The following is a 17,530-nucleotide window of genomic DNA, read 5'->3' on the forward strand; positions in this document are numbered from 1 at the left end:
CCCTTGAAAATCAGGATCTGAGCCTTGCTCCGCTTACCTTTCGAGGATTTTTGCCCGTTCGCGAGTGACGCGAAATGATGGGTCGTGAAGCATAGTTTAACGCCCTGCCTGCTACAATTCTGCTACAAATTGACCCTGTAGCAGCGTATGTGGATGACGCATTGCTACAGTCCACAGACGGGGTATTTCATGGCTTCGATCCTCAAGATCGGCGACCGCTGGTGGGCACAAGTCCGCCGACGGGGACAGAGTATAGCAAAGACATTCCGAACCAAGGGGGCGGCTGAAGCATGGGCGCGTGAGATTGAAGGCGGGATCGACAAGGGGCACGGTACTGTCGACGAGCAGACGATCACCGTGGGCGAGCTGGTGCGCCTGTATCGAAGCGCTCGGAACGACTCCGGTCGGGCAGTGGCCGAGAGGTCAAATGAGGACTACATGCTCAAGCGGCTGGAAAGTCACTTTGATGATGAGGTGGCGGCGAAGCTGTCGACCAAGCGGCTGGTCAAGTTTGCGCAGGACCGAAAGAGGGGGCGGGGCAGTACACGATCGACATGGACATTTCCAAGCTCGGGACGGTCTACAAGCACATGGCTTCGTTGCTCGATCTGAGACTGCCACACGCACCGAGCATCGCGCGGCCGACGCTCGATCACCTGCAGCTAATCGGTCCGGGGAAGCATCGCGATCGACGACCGACGCGTGAAGAGATCGTGAGGATCTTCCAGTGGTTTGCAGAGCATCCGGAGCGCGAGCAGGCCGTGCCGGATGTGATTCGCGTTGCGATGAAAAGTGCATTCCGACGTGGCGAACTGTTTCGTTTGACGTGGTCGGATCTCGACGTCGAGCGCCGGCTCGCACTCGTCCGTGATCGCAAGCATCCGCGGCAGAAGAAGGGTAACGATGAATGGGTGCCGCTGATCGGCGACTCGCTCGAAGTGTTGCTGCGTCAGGCACGGTATCCGGTGCCCGCCGCGTATGAGGCGAAGCGCAAGGCGGACCCGACGATCGAGCCGCATCCAAACGAGTACATCTTCCGATTCGACAAGAGCACGGCCAGCAAGTATTTCAAGCTGGCGTGTGACGAGAAGGGGATCGTTGATCTGCGGCTACATGATCTTCGACACGAAGCGACAAGCGCACTTTTCGAAGACGGGTGGGATATTCCGGAGGTCGCGGCCGTGACCGGTCACAAGGATTGGCGCAACCTGAAACGCTACACGAATTTGCGGCCGGATCAGGTTGCACAGAAGGGGCAATTGAAGCTGGTGAACGAGTAGAGTGCGTTACGCTTCTACCTCGATATCTAGCAATTCTGGCATGCCTTCATATATCGGAACCGGAATTACCAAGTTCGAAATGGCAAGTTCGCGAGCAGTACGACTTGATTTGACGTTGTAGTCCAGATAGATGGGCTGAACAGTATTTCCATCGTACAACTCGCGAATACGAGGATGATCATCATAGCTCAACAACCAAGGATAGCCTTGGGTTTGCAGAAACTGAGCGAGTGCAACATGATCTGCGTCGCTATAGTGGTGCCGATATAGCTTCGGACCTTGTTGATAATATGGTGGGTCGACGTAGACGAATGAAAATCCAGTTGCGATCTCTTCTGCGTTGGTGCGCATGAAAGAAATTGCGTCATCGCAGTAAACTCTAACTCGATCCGAAAAGCGGGCCACTGAGCGAATCTGTCGGATGATTTTTTCTTTGTTAAAGCGGCAGTCGATCTTGTAATTCGAGGCCTGTGCTTCGCCGCCAATTGGCCCTGCTCCGAGAATGCCGGAAAAATTGGTTCGATTGTAGAATAACCCAGCAACCCCGAGCTGCAGTATCGTGAAACGGCCGTCCGCAGGAAAGGCCACTTCCCTTGTGGGTTGCAATTGCGTCCATGTTTCCATCGTTACAGGGCATGCATTGATGGCTGCGCAGAGGTCGTCAGTTATATTGAAGACGCACCACCAGAACGCATACACCAATGGATCACGTTCTATCAATACCGCATCAGAGATAAAGCCCAGGCGAAGTAGTTCCAGTGAAACCGAGGCGCCGCCCGCAAACGGTTCGTAAAAGGTGCAGCCATTAAGATAATTTTCTTCAATGACTCCACTGATATAGGCTGCGAGTCGAGCTTTCCCGCCGGGGTAGCGCAAAGGGCTCATTGGCTCGTTGCGTCGGAGAAGATTTTTTCTGGAAGTCATATTTAATTGCCTTCAAGAATATACTTAATTGTTCCGCGCAAATGATTTGCAATCGAAGCGAGAGTCGTGGGGTCTGCGCCTTGATACTTGAGATGCGTCATGGCATCTAAGTAATTTTTTGCGTTCTGTGTGTGATTGCTTTGGAGTACCTTGCAAATATTTCTTTCAGCAAACACGCCATTGCTAAAATTGCCAGCGAATTTGATTAGATCACTCAGCCCAGGATCCCAGCCGGATTTGCCTTGCGGGGCGAGTTTCAGAATCTCCCCCCATTTTTTTGCGCTCTTGATCTTGTAGACAAGTGCGCATTCAAATATCGCGCGAGTCATGAGTGATGCCGAGATGGTCATCTTCACATGATTGATTGTTTTGATTTCCTGCGTGAGTTTGAGTAGATTGTCGTCAACCACATGGCATTCAAGGTTTTCGAAAAATATCGACGCGCGAGGGGGTTTCGGCTGAGCTTGGCCAGGCTTCGGGGTTGGATTTGGCGTTGGTGGGCTGGGCTGTTGTCCAGGCCCTTGCTTTTTACCATTCTGATCCTCGTCCGCTGCTGCCTTGGCTGCTTTTTTTCCGGCCGGGGTATTGAGAAAGTTTGCAAAGTACTCAAGCGGTACCGTCCGTGTATCGCACTTGGGACGATTCCTGACGGGGTCGGGGATGAGAAAGTCCCGGGCAATCGAGGTCATCTGCTTACGGAATACAGATTCCGGCAGTTCGCTCACGGGATTTTGATCGTTGTCGAACGAAAGGCGCAAAATCCATTGCGTGTCCGCGAGCGTGAAGAATCGAGTGTACGGGTTGGTTTTCAGCTTCTCGTCTTCCAAGACAGTTCGCTCGTCGTCCGTCCATGTATCGAGGTCCAGTGCATACTTAAGCAACCGATACGGCTTGATGAGCTTTCTAACTGCACCGGGTGTTGTCCCGAGCAGCTCCGCAACTTGCTCAATCGACATGCGCTCGAGCAAGCGCACCGCACGTCGCATTTTTGCAACGGGTGACCACGGCTTCGCGCTGCGTTCTGTATGACGTCTCGTCAGAATCGGTTCGGCAATCTGTCGACTAGGGGCTACGTCGGCACTAATGCTGCGCAAAGTTGCTTTTAGTGCGGCGCTTGCTTCGGGGAAACGAGCCGCATGATCTTCCGGAACCAAAGCTGGATTCAGCAGCATTTGGCATGCGGCCACGCGACGGTTGCCCTCCAGCACTACCTGTTTTCCGTTTTCGACGACGGTGATGATCCGTTCACCATGGAATAGGCCGCCAGCCTTGACGATGTCGCGAGCGAGATCTAGGACTTCTTCCAGCTTCAACAGCTTGACGCGGATTTCCTCTTGACTCGCGTTGGGACTTACCTCTATCCGTGGGTTACGGACGTCCAGTAGGACTTTTCTTGGGTCGAGCTCTTCTGTTGTCCACTTTGGATCTACCGCCATTTCTTCCCCCGGAAAGGTGTTTTTTGGATTGAAACGGTATACCGGAAAACGACCTCGCGCGCCAGATCGCGTGAGGCAAAATATCTGTTCGTGGCGCATCAATGGACTCCTGCCCGAGCTTTTGCGGACATGTGGTCCAGATAGTCTGCAACTGCATCGTAAGGGGCATACCTACCGCCACCCTCCTTGTACGTCGGGATCGGGAACGTCTCCGCACTGATTTGATTGCGAATCCAGTCCGCTCCGGTCCGCACACTGTGTCGACCGGCTTGCAGCCGCCGTTTGCGTCCGGTTCGGAGATCGGCCAGACCTTTCTGGATGTGGGAGTGTCGAGGAGATCGGTAAGCGGCATCAGTGCTGTATGAACGGCTTCGATCGTCGGTTTTGCCAGTCGACCGAAGTTCTTGTCATGGAGCACTGCTTGCAGGGCCTGCAAAAGTTGCTTTGAATGCTTCTCGTTGATCTTGGCGGGGATGCTTTGGCGCGGGGAGGCCGGTGTCGGTTCCTGCGCCTGCGTCTCTACAGTGACTTCCGCGGCCATCGATGCGGCGACGGGTTCGGTGCTGGTTGTGGCTTCGGCGGATGCTACCCGCTCCGCAGATGAAGCCGGTGCCGGGGGCGCATCGAGCAGGGGCGCTGCTTCGAGATACTTCTTCGTCACCTTCGACTTTCCCGCTTCCGCCGCTTTGGAGATCCCGGCGACGATGCGTTCGAGCGCCCTGTCGCCGCCGTGCAGGCGGATCTGTTCGATCGCCAGTGTGCCGGTGCATTGCCCGTCGCGTACGAGCTGATGCAGTTCGGCCGGTGCCCGTTCGAGCAGGGCGACGTCGCGGATCGTTTGGTCCGTGACATTCAGGCGCTTGCAGATGGCGGCAAGTGTCATGCCGTGAATGTCGTGCAGCTCTGCAACGGAAGTGGCCAGATCAAGCGGCGACGACGGTTTGCCGTTGTTGCTGAGATACGTTTGCCGGCGACAAGCTGTTCAGCGCGATCTCCCGCAAGGTACTGGATCGCAAGACGGACGAGACGCCTGCGAACGCCGCCGCGCTCGCGAAGGCGAAGGCGCTCGTGCCGGATGGGACAGGCGTTGGCGCTCGACCGGGGCCGCGTATCGAGCAGACCAACACCTTCGCGCCGGTCTTCCACGTGAAGATTGAAGCGAGCGATACGGAAATGGCTAACAAGTTCCTCGCGCAGGTTAGTCCACAGTTGACGCGAATGATGTTCGGCGCACATGCACGACTTCCAGCACGAAGCGCTGTTCTAGCGTCAGCGAACGATTCTTCTTGAAAATCGGCTGCGCCCCATCCGTCGCGCAATTCCGCCCAAGTCAGGCGCTGGAATTCAGGCAACTGGGTCGCCTTGTCGGAGCCGGGATCTGGTTCGCCGGGGACGTCGTGGAGCCTACACATTTCATGGCTTCACGTGCGCGCCACTCGTCGGAGAAAGGCGCGATGGGCGCACGTGGGTCGCCCATTCGGCCGGCGCGCATAATTTCTTTGTCGATCTTGATCGCCAGCCGGCGCAGCGGCGCGGCGTATTTCAATGCGTCGGCCTGCTCCAGGTACGCAATCATGCGCGTAGCGTCGCCTGGAGCAGCCCCCTGAAACGCCGGACACAGTCACCCACTTACAATAACGGGTAGGCATAAGACTGTGTTTTTGACTAACACCAGGCAGGAAGTGATGGAAGTGTTGACGGGCCCGGAGCGCCGGCGGCGCTGGACGGCGGAGCAGAAGCTGGCGATGGTTCGCGAGAGTTTGGAGCCGGGGAAATCGGTTTCGATGGTCGCGCGCCAGCACGGCGTGAATCCGAACCAACTGTTCCACTGGCGCAAGTTGTACCAGGATGGGAGCCTGTCAGCGGTCAAGGCTGGCGAGGAAGTAGTTCCGGCCTCGGAACTGGCCGACGCGCTCAAGCAGATTCGTGAGCTGCAACGGATGCTCGGCAAGAAGACCATGGAGAACGAGATTCTCCGCGAAGCAGTCGAGTACGGCCGGGCAAAAAAATGGATAGCGCACTCGCCCTCGCTGCCGGAGGACGACCAGTGAAACTGGTTTGTGAAGTTCTCGGCGTGTCGCGCTCGAACGTATCGGCACGACTGTCGCGTCCGGCGACGTGGCGCGATGGCCGTCAATCGAGGCAGACTGACGACGCGGTCGCGGTCGAGGAAATCCGCCGGGTCATCGGCGATTTGCCCAGCTATGGCTATCGCCGGGTTTGGGGCATATTGCGCAACGAGCGCGTCGCGGTTGGGCTGGTGCCGTTCAATGCCAAGCGCATCTATCGCGTCATGCGCACACATGGGTTGCTGATGCAGCGTCGACCGATTCCGCCTCGCCCCCAACGTCGACACGACGGCAAGGTGGCCGTAGCGCGCAGCAATCAGCGATGGTGCTCCGATGGATTCGAGTTTCGCTGTGACAACGGCGAGCCGCTGCGCGTGACGTTTGCGCTGGACTGCTGCGACCGCGAGGCGATGAGCTGGGCGGCCACGACGGCAGGCCACAGCGGTGACATCGTGCGCGACGTGATGCTGGCTGCAGTGGAAAATCGGTTTGGCAACGAACTGCATACCCCGTCCGAAATCGAGTGGCTGAGCGACAACGGTTCGGGCTACACGGCCGACGACACGCGTCGGTTCGCAGCGGCCATCGGCCTGAAGCCATTGACCACGCCGGTGTGCAGCCCACAAAGTAACGGGATGGCCGAGAGCTTCGTGAAGACGATGAAACGCGACTACGTCGCCTTCATGCCGAAGCCGGACGCAGCGACTGCTGCACGCAACTTGGCCATCGCGTTCGAGCATTACAACGAGAAACATCCCCATAGCGCGCTGAAATACCACTCGCCTCGCGAGTTCCGGCGCTCGATGGATTCAGCAACCTTAGTGTGACGCGGTGTCCGGTATTACAGGGGCAACTCCATCGCCAGTAAGCGAACTCATCTCGGTCAACGTAACCGTCGCGAAGTCTTTTATATGAGTGTGTTGCGTTAGTCATGCCCGCGAACAGATAGCAAAAAGCCCCGTGTAGCGCGGGGCTTTTCTTGACCGCGTGATAGCTTTGGCTACTTCGCTTCAGGCACAGCGCGGAAACGATCCGGCACCTCACCTATACGCGGGTGTATGCACACATAGGCGAGGCAGAATGCGAGAAACAGAAATAGCGCGCAAGCAACGCGACGCGCTAATCGTTCGAAGCTCGGCGACTTTGTTAGTACGAGGCTGCCGAGCAAGAGGAATCCGATGCCGAAGAAAAAGCTGTCTGCCGCACCATTTTGCCCCCCAGCCTCCAGGCTATCGACAAAGCTCATGTAGCCAAAGCTGATAAGCCGATCCAACTGCGTGAACGATTGCAACGATGTGAGTGCCGACCCAATCAAGATGAAGCCAGCAAACGTGGGAAGGAAGGCGACGGTGACCAAGACCGCAGTTTTCGAAATTCTCATCGCCATCACCACGGTAGATAGAAGGCCCGCACTTGGGCGTAGTAAAAGACAGACTGAAGCGCCATCACTACTGCGAAAAAAAATACGAGGCGCATCCACGTCATCTCCACTCTTGCGACCGCAAGTCCACAGGCACCACATAGAATCGCGAGCATGCACGTATAGAATCGACTTGCCAGCATCTCTGCGATCGGCCCCATCTGATCTACGCGATTCCTGTAGTGCCACGTGCCTGTTTTTAGCGCGAAACCATCCAGCAAAACAGATTGTTTAAACAGCAGATTCAGCGGAGGTGCGCCTGCCACGATATAGCAGAGAACAAGCGCAAGCGCCACGATCGTCGCGATTCTCCTAAGCATCATTTGTAGTTGAATTGAAGAAAATTCCAACGTACACGCCTATTCATCGTGTTGTCCCAGACGCCGCTATCCCAGTCGTGGTAGGTTCCGTATTGACGCTGGTAGAGCCACGTTCCGTTACGTTTTTCGTAAACCGCAACCCCGACGGGGACGCCAATATAAAGCGGGCTCTCACGATTGCCTACGGTAGTGTATCTGATGTGGCCGCTTCCAAGTAACTTCCCGACTCCTTTGATAAGATTGCTGGTCACACCCGGAAAGTTTCCCTGCATGATCTCCACTCGGGTCGGGCTTGCAGCAGTGACGACTTGTACGTGACTCGCATCGAATTCCAAGAACAAGTCACCGGTTTTAATGTCGTTATCCGAAATAGAGGTGGAATTCCGAGCTACATCCGGTGCGCCACTCGCGATGGCCAAGTCCACCGCAAAACCCGCTGGGGTTGGCGGGCCTGATTTATCGCCCGACTTGTAGTCCGGATCAACGTTCTTGAATACGGCCGATCCCGTGACGATTTTCAGCGGAAGCTTGTTGTGCGATGCAAACTCAACAAGGACTTCAAATGCGAAGTCTTCACAAGTGAAGCGGTTCGCATCTGCGCCACCGGTCTTCGATCCGTCGATGGGTTCGCTTCCCACATTCGACATATCGACCTTCCGGGCTGCAATTTCCCGAGCCAAGCCCGGGGCAGCAGCGTGGTAAGCGTCGATCCACGACTGATCCCAAAGCCGGGTATGTACCCAATAAACCTTGCATTGCACCGTCACCGGGTGCCGTTCGTTTACATGTGTCAAGAAGGCGCTTGCCAGCTCCATCACTCGCTCCCGTCAATGTGAAATCGAAGTTGAACCTTCTTTGCGCTGTTCGACGATACCAACTTGGTCAATCCATCGACCGAAGTCGTGCCCGTGACAGTCTCTCCGCCTGATACGTCAATCCTGAACGGAAGCCCAACGACAGGGGTGCCGTCGCTGTTAATGATTCGAAAATGCTGATCGTGTGTCGTCACGTTCGAGCTTGGCGTTGACCAGTACGCGCCACCTCCTACCGCCCGTGACTCCGACTCGAAGGTCATGAAACGGTCTGTTTGCGACGCGATCAATGTAGGCGGCGGATTGCACTTACATATGCACAAGTCACCGTCTAAGATTGCTTCCTTGCCAAACATGCTCATCGGCCAGTACGGAAGAACCTTCTGTGCGTGCCCCTCAGAGTTACACGCGGGACAGTGGATGCGCGCGCCCTCGTACGACGTAGGAACCCCATGATGCGTGTTGTTCGGTTCACCATCCAGCACGGTTCCGCCCGCGGTGGTCTTGTCGCCCACCCGTATAAAGTAGCGTCTCAACTAAACACCCCTAGGAGTTCGAAATATGAAGCACGAGACGCACCCGTTGAGCGTCGCTGGCGGAAACGATTTGACTCAAACCGTCTCCTGTCGTGGTGCCGATGATCGTCTGTCCATCCGATGTTTCGAGTCGGTAAGGTAGTCCGACCACAGGCGTCCCGTCACTGTTGATCACGCGAAAGTGTTGATTCATGCCCTCGACTGGATTAGATGCAAATGCCGACGATTGAGTCAATGCACTGACCGGTGACTTCGCCGCACCACCGGCAAATTCGAGATACACACTCGCGTCGCCACCGGCAATCACTCGATTCCTCTTACACGGACAAAGTACGAGATCGCCGTTAACAACGACGCTTCGGCTCCATTCGATCATGTTCCGGCCAGTTCCATACATCCGCCATGAACCTTTGCATTCGCCACACGTAGCAAACTCGCCATCTAGCGCAATTAGCTTACCGTGGTCGTACATGGTTGATGAATGTGCAAACACGGAGCCGTCCGTTGTTGTTCGATCGCCGTTCCGCACGGCTGTTTTATACATCGAGGCCCCCGTTTTCGTTCAGTCTAATTTAAATAACATCCAATCACCCGATTCCGGATCGTAAATCGCGCCTTGGTTCACCGCATCGTCACTTATATCGGTGACGGATACCGTAGTTGGTATGCGGCTAGTCGCTTCCTCCGCCGCGTCTGCAATTCGCGCGGCAGACCATTTGCTCATCGTGTCAATTGTTGCCACGAATTGCGAAAGACCCGCACGCACGAAGTTTCGTTCGATATCCCCAACGAGGCCGTCCGAAAACGCGATGCTGAAATGTTCCCTTTGTTCTTTTGGAACATTGAATGATTCACCCATGTACAGCATTACTGGTTCATTTTGCTCATTAACAACGATTCGATTATCAGCGGCAGCATACGCATAATTTATCGCGATGTTCAGGCTACCATTCTGTTCCATGAACTTGCGTGTATCGATGTTCTGCAAATTGATGGGCCAAAAGTTCCCATCACCAATAAGGCCGCGCGAGCCCATCACCGCATCCAACGGGCTTAGATACGTCGATATGAGGCGTCCACCGGGCGCTTTCTGACAAAGCATTTCCATGTCGCCGCAGTAAGTCGCACCTTTCGGCATTGGCGGCGTGTCCAGTGGCTTGTGCACCATCGCAAACAGGCGTACCGAAGTATGAAAGAGATACGGACAATCGGTGTGTTCGGTCATCGAGCGTACATTTCGAGGATATTTCTTACACTCATAACCGAAATATTTGTCAGAGTCTATTATTGGGATGTGATCTGACAATTGTTGACCGTGGTGGCAAAACCAAAGCCGAAACACCTCGTAATTCCGTCAGCGGGTGACACGCAGGATTGCGGCAGCGATAGCGTTAGAGGCACTGGTCGGTGGTTCGCTTCGTGACGCAGTGTTGGTTTGGCTCCGGCGCAGCGGTCGAATTGCTACGGCGATGTGAGGGTGGCTTGCAGGAAGGGCTTGCGATGCTCGTCTACCGCTTGAATCTTCATTTGCGTTGAGTCAACTAGATCGGCGTAGGTCGCGGCGTAGGTTTGGATTTTTTGCCTTGCCGGATAAGGTGCAGGTACTGCTGCATCATCGGCGGCTGAAAGCAACTTTGCAATCAGGTGTGCGGGTAGGCGCTCAGAAGCAAAAAGCCCGCTGCGAGCGTAATGCCGTTCAGTTAAGGCACTTTGAGGTGGCGAACGGAGTAACGCTGAGGTAGGGCTTTAACCACACGGGGGCATTTACGCCCCCGTTGTTTTTCAACGGTCTCGAACGCAAGCCGAGCATGCAGACGGTCGAGCCACGCAGGTATCTTGCCGAAGGCAGGGGTCACGGCGGCCCACATCATTTCGTGCTGGATGACGTGGAAGGCCCGTACGAAGCTGATGTCAGTCGGATCGAGCTTTGCCTCCCATGCGGCGCTGGCAATCTCGCGGCGGATCAGGTTATAGGCGATCAACGCACCCCAGATCTCCTGGTAGACCCCTTCGACGGTCCGGCTGCGCAAGGTCAGCTCCGCACCGAGCATCGACTGTTTCAATTCCCGGTAGCTGGTTTCGATCTGCCAGCGGCGCTCATAGCAGGCGACGATATCGGCCGGTTTGAAGCGTTGGCGATCGTTCAACGAGGTCAGCAGCACCCGTTCGCGGCCGCGTGCATCGATCATGCGGATCGCGCGGGCCTGCCAGAACTCCGGCAGCTCGGGAGATTGTTTGCGCGCCTGCGGGGACACACGCATGCGGACCATCGCATCGTCCGGCGTCCCGTCGATCACGTCCCAGCGGGTATGGGATTTGGCCGGAATCAGGAAGTGGCGGTTACGCCCATTCATCGTCACGCCACACAAGATCCGAGCGGCCAGAAAGCCCTTGTCGAATACCGTCAGTGAATTGTCCGGTATCTGCGGCAGCAGATCCTGGGCATACACCATTTCATTGGTGTCATAGACGCCGAAGTTGATATCGGCCACCAGATGCGTCGGGATGGCGGTCAGCGTCACCGCCCGAACCTGCGGGTAACTGGCCACCTTGCCGCTGGCATAACGTTGCGCGCCAAAATGCTCACGATTGGCCGGGCTATCAGCCGCGCGCAGCGTGGTGCCGTCCATCGCCCACAGACTCAATCCCTTGAATGTATGGCGTGCCGCGTCCTGCGTGGTCCACGCCCATGCTGTCCGTTCGAACAGCCACGCCAAAGGCGCTTCGCCAACACGCTGGCGCGCCTGCGCCACGGCACTCTTGCTGACGAAGGGGACGGCCTCGTTGGGCAGCGCCAGATCGAGGCTGTCGAGTACCTCGTTGATCGACCAGTGCCGATACATGGCCAAGGCGATCACCAGCCAGACGACTTGCTCGGCCGGTAGGCGCCGACGCCGGATGCTCGCGACGCCCGTCGCCTCGACCGCATGCGCGATCCACTCGTGCGGCAAATGCTCCGCCAGCCGGCTCAGGTCCGGCGTCGGCTGTTGGGCAGCGATCAGGTAGGTCAGGTGGCTGGAGAGCATCGCGCCAAAAGTTAACACCTCAGCGCAGCGTTTACAACCACTCCTCCCCCAAAACAAAAATGCCGTTCAGTTGCTTAACTGAACGGCATTACCGCTGCGAGCGGGCTTTTTTCGCGTGCTACAGATTTGCTACAGCACGGGGCGGGGGCCTTGCTGGATAAGCCTTGTGCTTATCATTCCATCCCCTGAACTACGGGGAGAGCCATGTCCGGGCGATCGCGCGAAAAACGCGAACCGGACGGCGGTGTGGACAGCGCGCAGAGTATAGCAAACGCGCGGCGCATCGGCGGGTGGATTGTGCGCCGCCGTGCGTATCGCGCGATCGGCCGCGCTCAGAAATCGACGACGACGAAATCTTCCTTGCCCACGTCGCACAGCGGGCACCGCCAGTCGGCGGGAATGTCGGCGAAACGGGTGCCGGCTGCGATGCCCTCGTCGGGCAGCCCTTCCGCTTCGTTGTAGACCCACCCGCAAATCAGGCAGACCCAGCTCTGGTATTCGGTTACTTCGCTCATGTGGCGCTCGGGATAATGGAAACTCGGTGATGCCGCCCGCGGCCTGGCCGGCGGACGAAAGGCGCAATAGTACCGGAATTTCGCCGAACGCCTGCGCAACGTCGTTTTAAACGTACGCATCGCGAACAATGGGTGTCGTCGCGTGTGGCGGGCTTGCAGTGTATGCTTCGTGGGCCTGTCAATCTGGAGGAGGAAACGATGCTCAACAGAAAGTGGATCGCGGGCGCGGTTTGTGTCGCGGCGCTGGCTGTGTCGACGCTCGCGCGCGCCGAAGCGCGCGTGTTCTTTGTCGAACCGCAGGACGGCGCGACGGTGTCGAGTCCCGTGCACGTGAAGTTCGGTCTCGAAGGCATGGAGCTCAAGCCGGCCGGCGACATGACGCCAAATACGGGCCACCATCACCTGTTGATCGACGGCAAGCCGGTGCCGAAGGGCGATGTGATCCCGGCGACCGACCATTCGCTGCATTTCGGCAAGGGCCAGACCGAAACCGATGTGAAGCTGCCGCCCGGCCAGCACACGCTGACGCTGCAGCTCGGCGACGGCGCGCACCGTTCGTACGGCCCCGAAATGAGTTCGACGATCACGGTCAACGTGAAGTAACCGCGTATCCCGCGCCGGCGCCCGGTGCGCCAGGCGCGGGATGGCCGATCCACCGGCCGCGGGCATCCGGCCGGCATTCGTCCGTACACTTGGTCGCGCGCAACCCGCAGCCCGCAGCCCGCAGCCCGCAGCCCGCAGCCCGCAACCCGCAACCCGCAACCCGCAACCCGCAACCCGCAACCCGCAACCCGCAACCCGCACCCACAGCCGGCATCCGGCGCAGGAAACCGGCCGCAAGCCGTACATGACACCGCTCCACCGCACCGCGCCGACGCGGTTCGAGCGCCGCTCGCAGGCCTAGTCCATCCGGCCATGCCGGTGGCGATGCCCGCGACCGGTACAATGGGCGCTTCCGATTCCTCTCTCCGCCGTCTCCCCATGTCGCTCTATTCCATTACCGGCGCGCAGCTCGCGTTCGGTCACGTCGCGTTGCTCGATCACGCGGATTTCTCGCTGGAAGCCGGCGAGCGCGTCGGCCTGATCGGCCGCAACGGCGCGGGCAAGTCGTCGCTGCTGAAGATCGTCGCCGGCCTCGCGAAGCCCGACGACGGGCTGGTCACGCGCCAGCAGGAACTGGTGACGGTCTATGTGCCGCAGGAACCCGAATTCGAGCCGGGCGCGACGGTATTCGACGCGGTCGCGTCGGGGCTCACGCACACGCGCGAATTGCTCGAAGAATACGATTCGATCGTGCACCGCCTAGCGGATATACCGGAAGGCGCCGAGCACGATGCGCTGCTCGCGCGGATGAATGCGCTGCAGTCGTCTCTCGACGCGCACGACGCGTGGAACTGGCGCACGCGCGTGTCGATGACGCTCGCGCAGATCGGCCTGTCGGACGGCGACGCGAGCGTCGACGCGCTGTCGGGCGGGATGCAGAAGCGCGTCGCGCTGGCGCGTGCGCTGGTGCTGCAGCCCGACGTGCTGTTGCTCGACGAACCGACCAACCACCTCGACTTCGACGGCATCCGCTGGCTGGAAGAACTGCTTGTCGCGCAGCGCGCGGGCCTGCTGTTCATCACCCACGATCGCGCGTTCCTCGACCGCGTCGCGACGCGCATCGTCGAGCTCGATCGCGGCCGGCTGCTGTCGTACCCGGGCAATTTCTCCGCGTACCAGACGCGCAAGGCGCAGCAGCTCGAAGTCGAGCGCGTGGAAAACGACAAGTTCGACAAGCTGCTTGCGCAGGAAGAAGTGTGGATCCGCAAGGGTGTCGAGGCGCGCCGCACGCGCAGCGTCGGCCGCATTGCGCGGCTCGAGCAGATGCGCTACGAGCGCGCGGAGCGCCGCAACACGCAGGGCAACGTGAAGCTCGACGTCGCGCAGGGCGAGAAGTCCGGCAAGATCGTCGCGGAGCTGACCGACGTGACGAAGCGTTACGGCGGCCGCACGGTCGTCGATTGCATCTCGACGACGGTCATGCGCGGCGACAAGATCGGCTTCGTCGGCCCGAACGGCGCGGGCAAGACCACGCTGCTCAAGCTGATCCTCGGCGAACTGAAACCCGACGAAGGCACGGTGCGCACCGGCACGAACCTGCAGGTCGCGTATTTCGACCAGATGCGCGCACAGCTCGACCAGGAGAAGAGCCTCGCGGATACCATCAGCCCCGGCAGCGAATGGGTCGAGATCGGCGGCGTGCGCAAGCACGTGATGAGCTACCTCGGCGACTTCCTGTTCGCGCCGGAACGCGCGCGTTCGCCGGTGAAGTCGCTGTCGGGCGGCGAGCGCAACCGGCTGCTGCTCGCGCGCCTGTTCGCGCGTCCGGCCAACGTGCTGGTGCTCGACGAACCGACCAACGACCTCGACATCCCGACGCTCGAACTGCTCGAAGAGCTGCTGGCCGACTACGACGGCACGGTGCTGCTCGTGAGCCACGATCGCGCGTTCCTCGACAACGTCGTGACGTCGGTGATCGCGGCCGAGGGCGACGGCAAGTGGCGCGAATATGTCGGCGGCTTCACCGACTGGCAGATCCAGAGCGCGCGCGCGGAGCAGCTCGCGCAGCAGGATGCCGCGAAGCGCGCGGTCAAGGAAGCGGTGCCCGTCAAGGAAGAGCCGGCGAAGAGTGCCGCGGGCCGCAATGCTCAGCGCACGGTGAAGCTGTCGTTCAACGAGCAGCGCGAACTCGATTCGCTGCCGGAGAAGATCGCCGCGCTCGAAGAGGAGCAGAAGACGATCAATGCGCGGCTCGACGACGGTTCGATTTTCGCGAAGGATCCGCAGGAAGGCACGCGCCTGACCGAGCGGTTTGCGGCGATCGACGACGAATTGCTCGCCGCGCTCGAACGGTGGGAAACGCTCGAGGCGAAGCGCAAGCCGGCATGACGCGCGCAAGGCGCCGCGCGGTCGACGGTGGCCGCGCGACGATCTCGCGATTGGCGTGCCACGCGGAACCAGTAAAATACCGCGCGTCCCGGGTAGCGCAGCGCACGCCGCGCGCCCGCTTTCGGAGCAGTCCAAGCACACCGTTGTTTCGATTCGCTTTTTTACGGAACTCAACGTTTTGTCCACGACGTTATCCACACCAGGTGTGGACAACGTCCCGATGAATGACGAAATTCAGCGCCTATGTCAACGAAGAAACCCAGCGCGGCCTATAGCGAAGCATCGATCAAGGTGCTCAAGGGTCTCGAGCCGGTCAAGCAGCGGCCCGGCATGTACACCCGTACCGAGAATCCGCTGCACATCATCCAGGAAGTCATCGACAACGCATCCGACGAGGCGCTCGGCGGCTACGGCAAGCAGATCACGGTCACGCTGCACGCCGATCAGTCGGTATCGGTCGACGACGACGGCCGCGGCATCCCGTTCGGCATGCACCCCGAGGAAGGCGTGCCGGTCGTCGAGATCGTGTTCACGCGCCTGCATGCGGGCGGCAAGTTCGACAAGGCCGCGGGCGGCGCGTATACGTTCTCGGGCGGCCTGCACGGCGTCGGCGTGTCGGTGACGAATGCGCTCGCGACGCGCCTCGACGTGACGGTCTGGCGCGACGGCAAGATCGCCGAGCTCGGCTTCGCCGAAGGCGATGTCGTGAAGCCGCTCACGACGCAGAGCGCGGGCCGCGGCGAGAAGAAATCCGGCACGCGCGTGCAGGTGTGGCCGAATCCGAAGTACTTCGATTCGCCGAACCTGCCGCTCGGCGAACTGCAGCGCCTGCTGCGCTCGAAGGCCGTGCTGCTGCCGGGCGTCGAGGTCGTGTTCGTCAACGAAAAGACCGGCGAGCGCCAGACGTGGAAGTACGAGGACGGCCTGCGCGGCTACCTGCTCGACGAAATGAACGGCAGCGAGCTGCTGATCCCGTTGTTCGAAGGCGAGCGTTTCGCCGATTCGCGCTCGGGCGACGATACCTTTGCCGAGGGCGAGGGCGCATCGTGGGTCGTCGCATGGAGCGAGGAGGGCTCGCTCGTACGCGAGTCGTACGTGAACCTGATCCCGACGCCGGCCGGCGGCACGCACGAGTCGGGCTTGCGCGATGGCCTGTACCAGGCCGTGAAGAGCTTCGTCGAGCTGCACAACCTGCAGCCGAAGGGCGTGAAGCTGCTCGCGGAAGACGTGTTCGCGCGCGTGTCGTTCGTGCTGTCCGCGAAGGTGCTCGATCCGCAGTTCCAGGGGCAGATCAAGGAACGCCTGAACAGCCGCGACGCGGTGAAGCTCGTGTCGTCGTTCTCGCGTCCCGCGCTCGAACTGTGGCTGAACCAGCACGTCGAGCACGGCAAGAAGCTGGCCGAACTCGTGATCAAGCAGGCGCAGGCGCGCACGCGCGCGGGCCAGAAGGTCGAGAAGCGCAAGAGCTCGGGCGTCGCGGTGCTGCCCGGCAAGCTGACCGACTGCGAGACCGAGGACATCGCGCGCAACGAGCTGTTCCTCGTCGAGGGCGACTCGGCGGGCGGCTCCGCGAAGATGGGCCGCGACAAGGAATACCAGGCGATCCTGCCGCTGCGCGGCAAGGTGCTGAATACGTGGGAAACCGAGCGCGACCGCCTGTTCGCGAACAACGAAGTGCACGACATCTCGGTCGCCATCGGTGTCGATCCGCACAGCCCGGATGACAGCGTCGACCTGTCGAACCTGCGCTACGGCAAGATCTGCATCCTGTCGGACGCGGACGTCGACGGCTCGCACATCCAGGTACTGCTGCTCACGCTGTTCTTCAAGCATTTCCCGCAACTGATCGAGCGCGGCCATGTATGCGTCGCGCGGCCGCCGCTGTTCCGCGTCGATGCACCGGCGCGCGGCAAGAAGGCCGCGCAGAAGCTCTACGCGCTCGACGACGGCGAGCTGGAAGCGATCCTCGACAAGCTGCGCAAGGACGGCGTGCGCGAGACCCAGTGGAGCATCAGCCGCTTCAAGGGTCTCGGCGAAATGAGCGCGGAGCAGCTGTGGGACACGACGATGAACCCCGACACGCGCCGCCTGATGCCGGTGAAGCTCGGCGAGCTCGACTACGAGGCGACCGTCGCGCGGATGACGATGCTGATGGGCAAGGGCGAGGCAGCCGCGCGGCGCGGCTGGCTCGAGGAAAAGGGCAACGACGTCGAAGCGGATATCTAGGCGGACTCAATCAGTGCCCCGCGCGGCCGGGCATG

The 17,530-nt window shown here is 59.5% G+C and carries 16 protein-coding genes and 2 pseudogenes; 5 read left to right on the forward strand and 13 right to left on the reverse strand.

The window, feature by feature from the left end; all coding sequences use genetic code 11:
- Window positions 1-147: 147 nt before the first annotated feature.
- Window positions 148-1,280, forward strand: a pseudogene (locus JYG32_RS00540) (site-specific integrase).
- Window positions 1,281-1,286: 6 nt separating this feature from the next.
- Here the strand turns inward: JYG32_RS00540 and JYG32_RS00545 are convergent.
- From JYG32_RS00545 to JYG32_RS00565, 5 genes and pseudogenes are all read right to left on the reverse strand, one after another.
- Window positions 1,287-2,204, reverse strand: a complete 918-nt coding sequence (locus JYG32_RS00545; RefSeq protein ID WP_213264344.1) for a DNA adenine methylase — start codon at window positions 2,202-2,204, stop codon at window positions 1,287-1,289.
- Window positions 2,205-2,206: 2 nt separating this feature from the next.
- Window positions 2,207-3,517, reverse strand: a complete 1,311-nt coding sequence (locus JYG32_RS00550; RefSeq protein ID WP_213264345.1) for a DUF746 domain-containing protein — start codon at window positions 3,515-3,517, stop codon at window positions 2,207-2,209.
- A 529-nt stretch (window positions 3,518-4,046) separates the two neighbouring features.
- Window positions 4,047-4,601, reverse strand: a pseudogene (locus JYG32_RS39645) (pyridoxal phosphate biosynthetic protein PdxJ); the annotation flags it as partial.
- The gene (locus tag JYG32_RS00560) at window positions 4,520-4,876 is read right to left on the reverse strand and encodes a hypothetical protein (RefSeq protein WP_213264347.1); all 357 of its coding nucleotides are present in this window, start codon (window positions 4,874-4,876) and stop codon (window positions 4,520-4,522) included. The gene JYG32_RS00560 and the pseudogene JYG32_RS39645, both read right to left, overlap by 82 nt.
- A gap of 94 nt (window positions 4,877-4,970) precedes the next feature.
- On the reverse strand, window positions 4,971-5,216 hold the full coding sequence (locus JYG32_RS00565) for a hypothetical protein (protein ID WP_213264348.1): 246 nt from the start codon (window positions 5,214-5,216) through the stop codon (window positions 4,971-4,973).
- A 109-nt stretch (window positions 5,217-5,325) separates the two neighbouring features.
- On the opposite strand from JYG32_RS00565, the gene JYG32_RS00570 reads away from it, so the two are divergent.
- Window positions 5,326-6,536 (forward strand): IS3 family transposase gene (locus JYG32_RS00570; protein ID WP_213264349.1). Its coding sequence is split into 2 segments (ribosomal slippage): window positions 5,326-5,641 and window positions 5,641-6,536, totalling 1,212 coding nucleotides; the frame shifts between segments, so codons are not numbered across the junction.
- Window positions 6,537-6,709: 173 nt separating this feature from the next.
- Here the strand turns inward: JYG32_RS00570 and JYG32_RS00575 are convergent.
- From JYG32_RS00575 to JYG32_RS00610, 8 genes are all read right to left on the reverse strand, one after another.
- Window positions 6,710-7,090: a hypothetical protein gene (locus tag JYG32_RS00575; protein ID WP_213264350.1), complete on the reverse strand. Its 381-nt coding sequence runs from the start codon at window positions 7,088-7,090 to the stop codon at window positions 6,710-6,712.
- Window positions 7,091-7,095: 5 nt separating this feature from the next.
- Window positions 7,096-7,479, reverse strand: a complete 384-nt coding sequence (locus JYG32_RS00580) for a hypothetical protein (protein ID WP_213264351.1) — start codon at window positions 7,477-7,479, stop codon at window positions 7,096-7,098.
- Window positions 7,449-8,264: a hypothetical protein gene (locus JYG32_RS00585; protein WP_213264352.1), complete on the reverse strand. Its 816-nt coding sequence runs from the start codon at window positions 8,262-8,264 to the stop codon at window positions 7,449-7,451. The genes JYG32_RS00580 and JYG32_RS00585 overlap by 31 nt, the downstream gene beginning before the upstream one ends.
- A complete protein-coding gene (locus JYG32_RS39650) occupies window positions 8,264-8,776 on the reverse strand; it encodes a PAAR domain-containing protein (protein ID WP_433960846.1) in 513 nt (170 codons plus the stop codon). Before JYG32_RS39650 ends, JYG32_RS00585 begins: the two co-directional genes overlap by 1 nt.
- Window positions 8,777-8,807: 31 nt before the next feature.
- Window positions 8,808-9,173 carry a hypothetical protein gene (locus JYG32_RS00595; protein ID WP_213264354.1) on the reverse strand — a complete coding sequence of 122 codons (366 nt, stop codon included), beginning with the start codon at window positions 9,171-9,173 and terminating at the stop codon, window positions 8,808-8,810.
- 186 nt (window positions 9,174-9,359) lie between these two features.
- Window positions 9,360-10,022 carry a hypothetical protein gene (locus JYG32_RS00600; RefSeq protein WP_213264355.1) on the reverse strand — a complete coding sequence of 221 codons (663 nt, stop codon included), beginning with the start codon at window positions 10,020-10,022 and terminating at the stop codon, window positions 9,360-9,362.
- Between the two features lie 475 nt (window positions 10,023-10,497).
- A complete protein-coding gene (locus JYG32_RS00605) occupies window positions 10,498-11,823 on the reverse strand; it encodes an IS4 family transposase (RefSeq protein WP_213264356.1) in 1,326 nt (441 codons plus the stop codon).
- Window positions 11,824-12,155: 332 nt separating this feature from the next.
- Window positions 12,156-12,338, reverse strand: coding sequence for a rubredoxin (locus JYG32_RS00610; protein WP_034190709.1), 183 nt, complete (start codon window positions 12,336-12,338; stop codon window positions 12,156-12,158).
- Window positions 12,339-12,536: 198 nt separating this feature from the next.
- On the opposite strand from JYG32_RS00610, the gene JYG32_RS00615 reads away from it, so the two are divergent.
- The 3 genes from JYG32_RS00615 (at window position 12,537) to parE (ending at window position 17,495) form a co-directional block, all read left to right on the forward strand.
- Complete coding sequence (locus JYG32_RS00615; RefSeq protein WP_174379958.1) at window positions 12,537-12,941, forward strand: DUF4399 domain-containing protein; 405 nt, start codon at window positions 12,537-12,539, stop codon at window positions 12,939-12,941.
- A gap of 378 nt (window positions 12,942-13,319) precedes the next feature.
- A complete protein-coding gene (locus JYG32_RS00620) occupies window positions 13,320-15,269 on the forward strand; it encodes an ATP-binding cassette domain-containing protein (protein WP_174379959.1) in 1,950 nt (649 codons plus the stop codon).
- Between the two features lie 243 nt (window positions 15,270-15,512).
- Window positions 15,513-17,495: a DNA topoisomerase IV subunit B gene (gene parE, locus JYG32_RS00625; protein WP_174379960.1), complete on the forward strand. Its 1,983-nt coding sequence runs from the start codon at window positions 15,513-15,515 to the stop codon at window positions 17,493-17,495.
- Window positions 17,496-17,530 lie beyond the last annotated feature (35 nt).

The organism is Burkholderia pyrrocinia (genome assembly GCF_018417535.1).
GTDB classification, from domain to species: Bacteria; Pseudomonadota; Gammaproteobacteria; order Burkholderiales; family Burkholderiaceae; genus Burkholderia; species Burkholderia pyrrocinia_E.

Excerpts from the sequence above, each read along its gene's own strand:
- JYG32_RS00545 (WP_213264344.1), bottom strand. The coding sequence starts at position 2,204 with ATGACTTCCAGAAAAAATCTTCTCCGACGCAACGAGCCAATGAGCCCT.
- JYG32_RS00560 (WP_213264347.1), bottom strand. The coding sequence starts at position 4,876 with ATGTGCGCCGAACATCATTCGCGTCAACTGTGGACTAACCTGCGCGAG.
- JYG32_RS00565 (WP_213264348.1), bottom strand. The coding sequence starts at position 5,216 with ATGATTGCGTACCTGGAGCAGGCCGACGCATTGAAATACGCCGCGCCG.
- JYG32_RS00575 (WP_213264350.1), bottom strand. The coding sequence starts at position 7,090 with ATGAGAATTTCGAAAACTGCGGTCTTGGTCACCGTCGCCTTCCTTCCC.
- JYG32_RS00585 (WP_213264352.1), bottom strand. The coding sequence starts at position 8,264 with ATGGAGCTGGCAAGCGCCTTCTTGACACATGTAAACGAACGGCACCCG.
- JYG32_RS00595 (WP_213264354.1), bottom strand. The coding sequence starts at position 9,173 with ATGATCGAATGGAGCCGAAGCGTCGTTGTTAACGGCGATCTCGTACTT.
- JYG32_RS00600 (WP_213264355.1), bottom strand. The coding sequence starts at position 10,022 with ATGACCGAACACACCGATTGTCCGTATCTCTTTCATACTTCGGTACGC.
- JYG32_RS00605 (WP_213264356.1), bottom strand. The coding sequence starts at position 11,823 with ATGCTCTCCAGCCACCTGACCTACCTGATCGCTGCCCAACAGCCGACG.
- JYG32_RS00610 (WP_034190709.1), bottom strand. The coding sequence starts at position 12,338 with ATGAGCGAAGTAACCGAATACCAGAGCTGGGTCTGCCTGATTTGCGGG.
- JYG32_RS00615 (WP_174379958.1), top strand. The coding sequence starts at position 12,537 with ATGCTCAACAGAAAGTGGATCGCGGGCGCGGTTTGTGTCGCGGCGCTG.
- JYG32_RS00620 (WP_174379959.1), top strand. The coding sequence starts at position 13,320 with ATGTCGCTCTATTCCATTACCGGCGCGCAGCTCGCGTTCGGTCACGTC.
- parE (WP_174379960.1), top strand. The coding sequence starts at position 15,513 with ATGTCAACGAAGAAACCCAGCGCGGCCTATAGCGAAGCATCGATCAAG.